Source organism: Pseudomonas sp. MSSRFD41 (assembly GCF_014230245.1).
GTDB lineage: Bacteria > Pseudomonadota > Gammaproteobacteria > Pseudomonadales > Pseudomonadaceae > Aquipseudomonas > Aquipseudomonas piscis.
The window spans coordinates 87625-99045 of record NZ_JACKZK010000008.1; the positions used below are offsets into that span (position 1 = coordinate 87625).

The 11421-nt window shown below is 64.4% G+C and carries 12 protein-coding genes; 6 read left to right on the plus strand and 6 right to left on the minus strand.

The window, feature by feature from the left end:
* Nucleotides 1-102: 102 nt before the first annotated feature.
* Nucleotides 103-1044: an AEC family transporter gene (locus tag H7A76_RS14420; RefSeq protein ID WP_185699112.1), complete on the plus strand. Its 942-nt coding sequence runs from the start codon at nucleotides 103-105 to the stop codon at nucleotides 1042-1044.
* Nucleotides 1045-1084: 40 nt separating this feature from the next.
* Here the strand turns inward: H7A76_RS14420 and H7A76_RS14425 are convergent, their stop codons facing one another.
* From H7A76_RS14425 to gatC, 6 genes are all read right to left on the minus strand, one after another.
* Nucleotides 1085-1465 carry a carboxymuconolactone decarboxylase family protein gene (locus tag H7A76_RS14425; RefSeq protein WP_185699113.1) on the minus strand — a complete coding sequence of 127 codons (381 nt, stop codon included), beginning with the start codon at nucleotides 1463-1465 and terminating at the stop codon, nucleotides 1085-1087.
* Nucleotides 1462-2526 (minus strand): calcium/sodium antiporter, encoded by a 1065-nt coding sequence (locus H7A76_RS14430; RefSeq protein ID WP_185699240.1) that lies wholly within the window; start codon nucleotides 2524-2526, stop codon nucleotides 1462-1464. Before H7A76_RS14430 ends, H7A76_RS14425 begins: the two co-directional genes overlap by 4 nt.
* A gap of 48 nt (nucleotides 2527-2574) precedes the next feature.
* Complete coding sequence (locus tag H7A76_RS14435) at nucleotides 2575-2949, minus strand: septal ring lytic transglycosylase RlpA family protein (protein ID WP_185699241.1); 375 nt, start codon at nucleotides 2947-2949, stop codon at nucleotides 2575-2577.
* A 109-nt stretch (nucleotides 2950-3058) separates the two neighbouring features.
* Nucleotides 3059-4504 (minus strand): Asp-tRNA(Asn)/Glu-tRNA(Gln) amidotransferase subunit GatB, encoded by a 1446-nt coding sequence (gene gatB / locus H7A76_RS14440; protein WP_185699114.1) that lies wholly within the window; start codon nucleotides 4502-4504, stop codon nucleotides 3059-3061.
* Nucleotides 4505-4514: 10 nt separating this feature from the next.
* Complete coding sequence (gene gatA / locus H7A76_RS14445) at nucleotides 4515-5966, minus strand: Asp-tRNA(Asn)/Glu-tRNA(Gln) amidotransferase subunit GatA (RefSeq protein ID WP_185699115.1); 1452 nt, start codon at nucleotides 5964-5966, stop codon at nucleotides 4515-4517.
* A gap of 16 nt (nucleotides 5967-5982) precedes the next feature.
* Nucleotides 5983-6270 carry an Asp-tRNA(Asn)/Glu-tRNA(Gln) amidotransferase subunit GatC gene (gene gatC / locus H7A76_RS14450; RefSeq protein ID WP_022642307.1) on the minus strand — a complete coding sequence of 96 codons (288 nt, stop codon included), beginning with the start codon at nucleotides 6268-6270 and terminating at the stop codon, nucleotides 5983-5985.
* A 211-nt stretch (nucleotides 6271-6481) separates the two neighbouring features.
* On the opposite strand from gatC, the gene mreB reads away from it, so the two are divergent.
* From mreB to rng, 5 genes are all read left to right on the plus strand, one after another.
* Nucleotides 6482-7519 carry a rod shape-determining protein MreB gene (gene mreB / locus H7A76_RS14455; protein ID WP_022642308.1) on the plus strand — a complete coding sequence of 346 codons (1038 nt, stop codon included), beginning with the start codon at nucleotides 6482-6484 and terminating at the stop codon, nucleotides 7517-7519.
* Nucleotides 7520-7661: 142 nt separating this feature from the next.
* A complete protein-coding gene (gene mreC / locus H7A76_RS14460; RefSeq protein ID WP_185699242.1) occupies nucleotides 7662-8750 on the plus strand; it encodes a rod shape-determining protein MreC in 1089 nt (362 codons plus the stop codon).
* Complete coding sequence (gene mreD, locus H7A76_RS14465; RefSeq protein WP_022642310.1) at nucleotides 8750-9241, plus strand: rod shape-determining protein MreD; 492 nt, start codon at nucleotides 8750-8752, stop codon at nucleotides 9239-9241. The genes mreC and mreD overlap by 1 nt, the downstream gene beginning before the upstream one ends.
* Nucleotides 9242-9284: 43 nt before the next feature.
* Nucleotides 9285-9881 carry a Maf family protein gene (locus H7A76_RS14470; protein ID WP_185699116.1) on the plus strand — a complete coding sequence of 199 codons (597 nt, stop codon included), beginning with the start codon at nucleotides 9285-9287 and terminating at the stop codon, nucleotides 9879-9881.
* A gap of 56 nt (nucleotides 9882-9937) precedes the next feature.
* Nucleotides 9938-11395: a ribonuclease G gene (gene rng / locus H7A76_RS14475; RefSeq protein ID WP_185699117.1), complete on the plus strand. Its 1458-nt coding sequence runs from the start codon at nucleotides 9938-9940 to the stop codon at nucleotides 11393-11395.
* Nucleotides 11396-11421: the final 26 nt, after the last annotated feature.

Genomic DNA, 11421 nt, shown 5'->3' on the forward strand with positions numbered 1-11421 from the left:
CCAGGCCTCTGGCCCAAGGGCTGGCGGCTCGAGCCTCGGGCGGTCGCGGGACGATTGGATTATCATTGGCCGCCTGACGACAGGCTCAAGGTCCACCCGCCCATGCTGGCCATCTTTTTCGAAACGCTGACGATCACCGCGCCCGTCTTTGCCATGCTGTTGCTGGGCCTGTTGCTCAAGCGGGTGGGCTGGATCAACGACAACTTCATCCATACCGCCTCGGCCCTGGTGTTCAACGTCACCATGCCGGCGTTGCTGTTCCTGGGGATCGTCCACGCCGACCTGCGTTCGTCGCTCAAGCCCGGGGTGCTGGTGTATTTTTCCCTGGCCACCCTGGCGTGCTTCGCCCTGGCTTGGCTCTGGGCGATCTGGCGTTGTCCGCGGGAGGATCGCGGCATCTATACCCAGGGAGCGTTTCGCGGTAACAACGCGATCATCGGCCTGGCCCTGGCGGCCAGCATGTATGGCAGCTATGGCATTTCCCTGGGAGCGGTGCTGGCGGCGCTGGTGATCCTTTTCTACAACACCCTGTCGACCATCGTCCTGGCGGTCTACAGCCCGGTGATCAAGTCCGACCCCTGGAGCATCTTCAAGAACGTGATCAGCAACCCGCTGATCGTCAGCGTGCTGGTGGCTGGGCCGTTCGCCTATTGGCAGATCGGCCTGCCTGGCTGGCTCGAGACTTCGGGGCAGTACCTGGCGCAGATGACCCTGCCGCTGGCGCTGATCTGCATCGGCGGCACCCTGTCCATGGCGGCCTTGCGCAACAGTGGGCGGATGGCCATCAGTTCCAGCCTGATGAAGATGATCAGCCTGCCGGCGCTGGCGACTCTCGGGGCCTGGCTGTGCGGCTTTCGTGGCGCCGAACTGGGAATCCTGTTCCTGTACTTCGGCAGCCCCACCGCGGCGGCAAGCTTCGTCATGGCCCGGGCGGCCAACGGCAATCATGAACTGGCGGCGGCGATCATCGTCATCACCACGGTGATGGCGGCAGTGACCACCAATATCGGGATCTTCCTGCTGCAGTGGGGCGGCTGGATCTAGGGAGGTTCGCCGGCGCGCAGGGGCGACCGGCGACGAGAGATCACTGGTCCTGCTGGTAGGCGTCTATCACTTCCTGGGCGGCGCGAAAGGCATCGATGGCCGCCGGCACTCCGGCATACACCGCGCAGTGCAGCAGCGCTTCGCGAATCTCTTCGACAGTGCAGCCGTTGTTCAGCGCGCCGCGTACATGGCCCTTGAGTTCCTGCGGGCACTTGAGGGCGGTCAGGGCCGCGAGGGTGATCAGGCTGCGGGTCTTGAGCGGCAGGCCTTCGCGGTTCCAGACCCCGCCCCAGGCGTGTTCGTTGACGAAATCCTGCAAGGGCTGGCTGAACTCGGTGGCGTTGCCCAGGGCGCGGTCGACGAAGGCATCGCCCATCACCTGGCGACGCATTTGCAGACCGCTTTTATGGTTTTCGCTCATGGCGTTTCCCTCTTGTGTTGACGGCGCCAGGCCCGTAGCGAACTGAACAGCAGGAACGCCACCAGCGCGGGCAGGATGAAAAACAGCATCAGGCGCTCCAGCTTGCCCGCCAGGGGCATGCCGGTCGTGAAGGACATCAGGTGCAGCCCGTAGGCCAGGTACAGGCCGAGCAGCAGCAAGCCTTCGGCGCGGGTTACGCGGTAGCCGGAATAGAACACCGGCAGGCACAGGGCCGCGACGCCGAGCAGCACCGGCAGGTCGAAATCCAGGGCATTGGGCGAGACCGACAGCGGCGTGGGCGCCACCAGGGCGGTGAACCCCAGGACCCCCAGCAGGTTGAACAGATTGCTGCCGATCACGTTGCCCACGGCGATATCGCGCTGGCCACGCAGGGCGGCCAGCAGCGAGGTGGCCAGCTGGGGCAGCGAGGCGCTGACGGCGATCACCGTCAGGCCCATGACCCGCTCCGACAGGCCCAGGTCGTCGGCCACGGTGATCGCGGCGCCCAGCAGCAAGTGCCCGGCGAATACCAGCAGGCCCAGGCCCAGGAGGATCAGCAGCAGGCTGCTGAACCAGGGCGCCGGGTGCTTGCGCGCGGGTGGCGCTGGAGGGGGCAGGCGCTTGGCGTGGCGCGACTGGCGCGACAACAGGGCCAGGTACAGCACCAGCGCCGCCAGCAGGAGCGCACCGTCGAGTGGGCCCAGGTGCTCGTTGGAGGCCAGGGCGAACACCAGCAGGCTGGCGCCGATCATCAAGGGGATGTCCAGGCGCACCAGTTGCCGGGAAACCCGCAGCGGAATGATCAGCGCCGAGAGGCCCAGGGTCACCAGGATGTTGAAGATGCTGCTGCCGATCACGCTACCCACGGCGATATCGGTGCTGCCGCCCAAGGTCGCTTGCAGGCTGATGGCCAGTTGCGGGGCGCTGCTGCCGAAGGCGACGATGGTCAGGCCGATGATCAGCGGCCGCACATGCAGGCGGACTACCAGGCGCACGGCCGCGCGGACCAGCAGCTCGGCACCGGCGACCAGCATCAGCAGGCCGCTGATGAGCTGGATCAGGCTGAGCAGGGGCAGTTCGGCGAAGGCGGTAATGGTGAACTCCGGGTATCAGTCGCTGAGGGCTTGGACACGTACTGTCGCGGTTCCGCTGCGCAGCATGTCCAACTGCTGGGCGGCACTGCGGGATAGGTCGATCAGGCGGCCGCGGGTGTGCGGGCCCCGATCGGTGATGCGGACCACGACGCGCTTGTCGTTGGCCAGGTTGGTGACTTGCACCCGGGTGCCGAAGGGCAGCTGGCGATGGGCGGCGGTGAGGCCGTTCTGGTCGAAGGCTTCGCCGCTGGCGGTGCGCTTGCCGTGATGCCGGGCGCCATAGTAGGAGGCGGTTCCGGTCTCGTCATAACCCCGGGGATCGACCAGTTGGCTACTGGCGCAGCCGCCGAGCAATGCCAGCAGGGCACAGGCGCCGAGCAAGGCCTGCAGGCGCATGGGAAAAGGGTGGGCGGGCATCGATGGGGAAGGAGGGCTTGCCAGCGAGAATGGCGGTACGCGGACCGCGTTTCGACTGGCAAGCCACGGCTTCATGTCCCGGTCAGCCTTCGAGCTTGCTTTTCAGCAACTCGTTGACCTGTTGCGGGTTGGCCTTGCCCTTGGAGGCCTTCATCGCCTGGCCGACGAAGAAGCCGAACATCTTGCCGCGCTTGGCTTCGTCCGCGGCGCGATATTGTTCGACCTGCTCGGCGTTGGCCGCGAGCATTTCGTCCAGTACCGCCGAGATCGCGCCGGTGTCGGTGACCTGCTTGAGGCCACGCTTGTCGATGATCTCGTCGGCGTTGCCTTCGCCGTTGGCCATGGCTTCGAACACGGTCTTGGCGATCTTGCCGGAGATGGTGTTGTCCTTGATGCGCAGGAGCATGCCGCCCAGTTGCTCGGCCGATACCGGGGCTTGGTCGATCTCCAGGCCCTGCTTGTTCAGCAGGCTGCCCAGCTCGACCATGACCCAGTTGGCCGCCAGCTTGGCGTCGCCGGCGATGTTGGCGACCTTCTCGAAGTAGTCCGCCTGCTCGCGGCTGGAGGCCAGCACGCTGGCATCGTAGACCGACAGGCCGAACTGCTCCTGGAAGCGCTCGCGTTTCTGCGGTGGCAGCTCCGGCAGGGTGGCGCGCACCTGGGCGAGGAAGGCGTCCTCGATGACCACGGGCAGCAGGTCCGGATCGGGGAAGTAACGATAGTCGTTGGCTTCTTCCTTGCTGCGCATCGGACGGGTCTCGTCCTTGTTCGGGTCGTACAGGCGAGTCTGCTGGATCACCTTGCCGCCGTCCTCGATCAGGTCGATCTGGCGCTGGACCTCGGAGTTGATCGCCTTCTCGATGAAGCGGAACGAGTTGACGTTCTTGATCTCGCAGCGGGTGCCGAACTCGGCCTGGCCCTTGGGCCGGATCGAGACGTTGCAGTCGCAGCGCAGGGAGCCTTCGGCCATGTTGCCGTCGCAGATCCCCAGGTAGCGCACCAGGGCATGGATCGACTTGACGTAGGCCACGGCTTCCTTGGCGCTGCGCAGGTCAGGCTCGGAAACGATTTCCAGCAGCGGCGTGCCGGCCCGGTTCAGGTCGATGCCGGAGGCGCCGTTGAACTCTTCGTGCAGGCTCTTGCCGGCATCTTCCTCCAGGTGCGCCCGGGTGATGCCGATGCGCTTGACGGTGCCGTCTTCCAGGGGGATGTCCAGGTGGCCCTTGCCGACGATCGGCAGGTCCATCTGGCTGATCTGGTAGCCCTTGGGCAGGTCCGGGTAGAAGTAGTTCTTGCGGGCGAACACGTTGTGCTGGCCGATCTCGGCGTTCACCGCCAGGCCGAACATCACCGCCATGCGCACCGCTTCCTGGTTCAGCACCGGCAGCACCCCGGGCATGCCCAGGTCCACCAGGCTGGCCTGGGTGTTGGGCTCGGCACCGAAGGCGGTGGAGCTACCGGAGAAAATCTTCGATTGAGTGGTGAGCTGGGTATGGATCTCCAGCCCGATCACGACTTCCCATTGCATGTGTGTCTCCTCAGAAGCCGGTTGGGGTGCGGGTGTGCCAGTCGGTGTTCAACTGGTACTGGTGCGCAACGTTGAGCAAGCGGCCTTCCTGGAAATACGGGGCTAGCAGTTGCACGCCCACCGGCAGGCCATCGACGAAACCTGCCGGCATGGACAGGCCCGGCAGACCGGCGAGGTTGGCGGTGATGGTGTAGACGTCTTCCAGGTACGCAGCGACCGGGTCGCTGTTCTTGGCGCCGAGTTTCCAGGCCGGGTTCGGCGTGGTCGGGCCGAGGATGACGTCGACTTCCTCGAAGGCGTTCATGAAGTCGTTCTTCACCAGGCGCCGGATCTTTTGCGCCTTGAGGTAGTAGGCGTCGTAGTAGCCGGCGGACAGCGCGTAGGCACCGACCATGATCCGGCGCTGCACTTCGCTGCCGAAGCCTTCGCCACGGGAGCGGGTGTACAGGTCTTCCAGGTCCCTGGGGTTCTCGCAGCGGTAGCCGAAGCGCACGCCGTCGAAACGCGACAGGTTGGAGGAGGCTTCCGCCGGGGCGATCACGTAGTACGCCGGGATCGCGTGCTGCATGTTCGGCAGGCTGATTTGCTTGATCACCGCGCCGAGCTTTTCCAGCTCCTTGATGCTGGCGTGGATCAGGTCGGCGATGCGCGGGTCGAGGCCGGCGCTGAAGTATTCCTTCGGCACGCCGATGCGCAGGCCCTGCAGCGAGCCGTTGAGGCTGGCGCTGTAGTCGGGCACGGGTTCATCGATGCTGGTGGAGTCGTTCGGGTCGAAGCCGGCCATGCCTTGCAGCAGGAGCGCGCAGTCTTCGGCGGTGCGTGCCAGCGGGCCGCCCTGGTCGAGGCTGGACGCGTAGGCGATCATGCCCCAGCGGGACACGCGGCCATAGGTCGGCTTCAGGCCGGTGAGGTTGGTGAACGCAGCCGGCTGGCGGATCGAGCCGCCGGTGTCGGTGGCGGTGGCGGCCGGCAGCAGGCGCGCGGCCACGGCGGCGGCGGAACCACCGGACGAGCCGCCCGGTACGTGTTCCAGGTTCCACGGGTTCTTCACCGCGCCATACCAGCTCGACTCGTTGGCCGAGCCCATGGCGAATTCGTCCATGTTGGTCTTGCCCAGGGTCACGGTGCCGGCGGCGGCCAGCTTGGAGACCACGGTAGCGTCGTAGGGTGCCTTGAAATTGTCGAGCATCTTCGAGCCACAGCTGGTGCGGATGCCCAGGGTGCAGAACAGGTCCTTGTGGGCGATCGGCGCGCCCAGCAGGGCGCCGCTCTCGCCGCTTGCGCGACGGGCATCGGCGGCCTTGGCCTGGGCCAGCGCGAGGTCTTCGGTGAGGCTGATGAAGCTGTTGATCTGCGGGTCGAGCTGGGCGATGCGCGCCAGCAGGGTGCGGGTCAGTTCTTCGGAGGAGAATTTCTTGTCGGCGAGTCCGCGGGCGATCTCGGCCAGGGTCATGTGGTGCATTGCAGGCTCTTTCCCTTTAGTCGATGACTTTCGGAACCAGGTACAGGCCGTTTTCGACCGCTGGCGCGATGGACTGGTAGGCCTCGCGATGGTTGGACTCGGTCACAACGTCTGCGCGCAGGCGCTGGCTGGCTTCCAGGGGGTGGGCCAGCGGCTCGATACCGTCGGTATCGACTGCCTGCATTTCATCCACCAGCCCCAGAATGCTGTTCAGGGCGGAGGTGATGTGTGGAAGATCGCCTTCATTGAGCTTGATGCTGGCCAAATGAGCGATTTTTTCCACATCGGAGCGTTCAAGCGCCATGGGATTCTCCAGTGGAAAACAAAAGCGGAAATCGTCCGCGTGTCAGATTGTCGGAACACTACCGTATTTCTACGGTCTTACGGCCGCGATTGTGGGGGTTGGTGCACAGAAAAGCCGCCAATTTAACATATTGGCGCCTTGCCCAAAATCCCTGTCGTTGTTAGAGTTTGCCGCACTTTTTTACCCACGCGTTGCCTAGGGTCCCTTTCCCATGTTCAAGAAACTGCGTGGCATGTTTTCCAGCGATCTTTCCATTGACCTGGGCACTGCCAACACCCTTATTTACGTGCGCGAGCGCGGTATTGTCCTGAATGAACCCTCTGTCGTAGCCATCCGGACCCACGGTAATCAGAAAAGTGTTGTGGCGGTTGGTACCGAAGCCAAACGCATGCTCGGTCGTACTCCGGGCAACATTGCTGCCATTCGTCCGATGAAGGACGGCGTGATCGCCGATTTCAGCGTCTGCGAAAAGATGCTGCAGTACTTCATCAACAAGGTTCATGAAAACAGCTTCCTGCAGCCCAGCCCTCGGGTGCTGATCTGCGTTCCATGCAAGTCCACCCAGGTTGAGCGTCGCGCCATCCGTGAGTCGGCCCTTGGCGCCGGCGCCCGTGAAGTGTTCCTGATCGAAGAGCCGATGTCCGCCGCCATCGGTGCCGGCCTGCCGGTCGAGGAAGCCCGTGGCTCGATGGTCGTGGATATCGGTGGCGGTACCACCGAGATCGCCCTGATCTCCCTCAACGGCGTGGTGTATGCCGAGTCCGTCCGTGTCGGTGGCGACCGCTTCGACGAAGCCATCGTCACCTACGTGCGTCGCAACTACGGCAGCCTGATCGGCGAGTCCACCGCCGAGCGCATCAAGCAGGAAATCGGCACCGCCTACCCGGGCGGCGAAGTGCGCGAAGTCGACGTGCGCGGCCGTAACCTGGCCGAAGGCGTGCCGCGTGCCTTCACCCTGAACTCCAATGAAGTGCTGGAGGCTCTGCAAGAGTCCCTGGCCGCCATCGTTCAGGCAGTGAAGAGCGCCCTGGAACAGTCGCCTCCGGAACTGGCTTCGGATATCGCCGAGCGTGGCCTGGTGCTGACCGGTGGTGGCGCGCTGCTGCGTGACCTGGACAAGCTGCTGGCCCAGGAAACCGGCCTGCCGGTGATCGTCGCCGAAGACCCGCTGACCTGTGTCGCTCGCGGCGGTGGCCGTGCATTGGAAATGATGGACAAACACACCATGGACCTGCTCTCCAGCGAATAACTTCGCTGCTGGCATCTATGCTGTTGCGCTCACAGGCAGCACTTTGCAGTGCTGCCTGTCGCGTTTATCTTCTGTCAATCTGCATCCAGGCCGGTTCGACGCCTTATGAATAGACACAACATTTGCCTGGGAGGAGCGGCTTATTAAACCGCTTTTCGCCAAAGGCCCCTCACTGGGCGTGCGCCTCCTCGTGCTGGTCGTGCTGTCGATCGCGCTGATGGTGGTCGACGCGCGCTTCACACTGCTCAAGCCGGTGCGTAGCCAGATGTCGCTGGTGCTGATGCAGTCCTACTGGATCACCGATCTACCGCAACGGCTATGGCAAGGCGTGGCCAGCCAATTCGGCAGCCGCACCGAACTGGTCGCCGAAAACGAAAAACTCAAGACCGAGAACCTGTTGCTGCAGGGGCGCCTGCAGAAGCTTGCGGCCCTGACCGAGCAGAACGTACGCCTGCGCGAGCTGCTCAACTCCTCGGCACTGGTCAACGAAAAGGTCGAAGTGGCCGAACTGATCGGCATGGACCCCAATCCCTTCACTCATCGCATCCTGATCAACAAGGGTGAGCGCGATGGCGTGTTCCTTGGCCAGCCGGTGCTCGATGCCCGTGGCCTGATGGGCCAGGTGGTGGAGTTGATGCCCTATACCTCGCGCGTCCTGCTGCTCACCGATACCACTCATAGCATTCCCGTACAGGTCAATCGCAATGGCCTGCGCGCCATCGCCAGTGGTACCGGCAACCCGGAGCGCCTGGAACTGCGCCATGTGGCCGATACCGCGGACATCAAGGAAGGCGACCTGCTGGTCAGTTCCGGCCTGGGTCAGCGGTTCCCCGCCGGCTACCCGGTGGCTACCGTCAAGGAAGTGATCCACGACTCCGGCCAACCGTTCGCCATCGTCCGCGCGGTGCCCACGGCGGCGCTGAACCGCAGTCGCTACCTGCTGTTGGTATTCAGTGACTCGCGTACCGCCGAAGAGCGCGCCAATGACGCGGTCCAGGCCCAGGAGGCCCAGGACCAGCAAGGTGGCGCCGCTGTACCGGCCACGGTCGCCAAGCCCGCACCAGCGACGACGGCACCGGCCAGCGCTCCAGCGCCCACGCCGGCGACCCCGGCGACCCCGGCCAAGCCCGCGGCCCATGCTCCGGCCAGGCCGGTCCATAAACCCGTGGTGAAGCCGGCGGCCGCCAAGCCGCCAGCCGCAGCACCGGCCACCACCGGAGGAAGAGAATAATGGCGGGCACTACCTATTCGAATAACGGCTGGATCGTCTGGCTGACATTCCTGGTGGGCATGTTGCTCAGCGTGTCGCCGATGCCGCAGTTCATGGAGATCCTGCGGCCCCTGTGGCTGGCCTTGCTGCTGGCATTCTGGAGCCTGGCCCTGCCGCACAAGGTGGGCATGGTCACTGCCTGGTGCCTGGGGCTGGCCATGGATGTGCTGTATGGCACGTTGCTGGGGCAGAACGCGTTGATCCTGACCCTGATCACCTTCCTGGTGCTGTCCTTGCAGCAGCGCCTGCGGATTTTCCCGATGTGGCAGCAGAGCCTGGTGATCCTGGTGATCTTCGGCCTGGCGCAGCTGGTGCAACTCTGGCTCAGTGCCCTGACCGGCAACCGCCAGCCGACCCTGGCGGTGGTCCTGCCGGCCCTGGTCAGCGCCCTGTTGTGGCCTTGGGTCAGCTTCGGCCTGCGCGGTTTGCGCCGGCGTTTCAAGATCAACTGAGCCGGTCAGGCATTGGCCCGCACCTCGACAGGGAGATGTCTTGATGAATCCGCTCTACCTCGCGTCCGGCTCACCGCGCCGGCGTGAATTGCTCACCCAGATCGGCGTACCGTTCACCGTCATCGGCGCGGACATCGACGAAACCCCACTGGCCGCCGAATCCCCCGCCGCCTATGTCGAGCGCCTGGCCCGTGGCAAGGCGGCGGCCGGTCGCGCGGCACTGGCCCGCGACTCCACGGCCTGTGTCCTGGGCGCCGATACCGCTGTGGTGCTCGATGGCCGCATCCTCGGCAAGCCGCGGGACCAGGCCGACGCCCTGGGGATGCTCATGGCGCTTTCCGGGCGCGAGCACGAGGTACTGACGGCGGTCGCCCTGCTCGATGGCCAGCGCAGCCAGGCGCGGGTGGTCCGCAGCCTGGTACGGTTCCGCTCGATCAGCGAACAGGAAGCGACGCGCTACTGGGCCAGTGGCGAACCCCGGGACAAAGCCGGTGGTTATGCGATCCAGGGGCTTGCAGCGGTGTTTGTGGCAGGGCTCAATGGCAGCTATTCCGCCGTGGTCGGCTTGCCGGTGTGCGAAACCGCGGAACTGCTCGGTGATTTCGGCATTTCCTGCTGGCAAGACGTTCCAGTGCACTAAGGCATTCCATCCGACCCATGCGGCCCTCCATGAACACGTCCGAACGAGACCTTGCCATGAGTGAAGAGATTCTGATCAACATCACACCGATGGAATCGCGGGTGGCGGTGGTCGAAAACGGCGTGCTGCAGGAGGTCCACGTCGAACGTACCCAGCGTCGCGGCATCGTCGGCAATATCTACAAGGGCAAGGTGGTGCGGGTTCTGCCCGGCATGCAGGCGGCTTTCGTCGACATCGGCCTGGACCGCGCGGCCTTCATCCATGCTTCGGAAATCTCCACCCGCGAGGGCACGGCGGTGGAGAGCATCAGTGCCCTGGTCCATGAAGGGCAGAGCCTGGTGGTACAGGTCACCAAGGACCCCATCGGCACCAAGGGCGCGCGCCTGACCACCCAGTTGTCGATCCCTTCGCGCTACCTGGTGTACATGCCGCGCACCGCCCACGTCGGCATTTCGCTGAAGATCGAGGACGAGGCCGAGCGCGAGCGCCTCAAGCAGGTGGTCAGCGACTGCGTGGCCCAGGAAGGCATCCAGGAGGCCGGCGGCTTCATCCTGCGCACCGCCGCCGAAGGGGCCGGCGCCGACGAGATCATGATGGACATCCGCTACCTGCGCAGGCTCTGGGACCAGATCGGTGCGCAGATCAAGACCATCGGCGCGCCCAACGTGATCTACGAGGACCTGGGCCTGGCCTTGCGTACCTTGCGTGACCTGGTGAGCCCGAAGATCGAGAAGATCCGCATCGACTCCCGGGAAACCTTCCAGAAGACCACGCAGTTCGTTGCCGAGCTGATGCCGGAAATCGCCGACCGCCTGGAGCACTACCCGGGCGAGCGGCCGATCTTCGACCTGTACGGGGTCGAGGACGAAATCCAGAAAGCCCTGGAGCGCAAGGTGCCGCTCAAGTCCGGCGGCTACCTGGTGGTGGACCCGGCCGAGGCCATGACCACCATCGACGTCAACACCGGCGCCTTCGTCGGCCATCGCAATCTGGAAGAAACCATCTTCAAGACCAACCTGGAGGCGGCGACGGCCATCGCCCGCCAGCTGCGCCTGCGCAACCTGGGCGGGATCATCATCATCGACTTCATCGACATGGAAGACGAAGAGCACCAGCGCCAGGTGCTGCGCACCCTGGAAAAACAGCTGGAGCGCGATCACGCCAAGACCAACATCATCGGCATCACCGAACTGGGCCTGGTGCAGATGACCCGCAAGCGTACCCGGGAAAGCCTCGAGCAGGTGCTCTGCGAGCCCTGCAACAGCTGCCAGGGACGGGGTAAGTTGAAAACCCCGGAAACCGTCTGTTACGAGATATTCCGCGAAATCCTCCGCGAGGCCCGGGCCTACCAGGCCGAAGGTTATCGGGTACTGGCCAACCAGAAGGTGGTCGACCGCCTGCTCGATGAAGAGTCGGGCAATGTCGCGGAGCTGGAAGGTTTCATTGGCCGCACCATCCGGTTCCAGGTCGAAACCATGTATTCCCAGGAACAATACGACGTGGTGCTGCTCTGATTCCGCGTGTTCTACATGATTGGAAA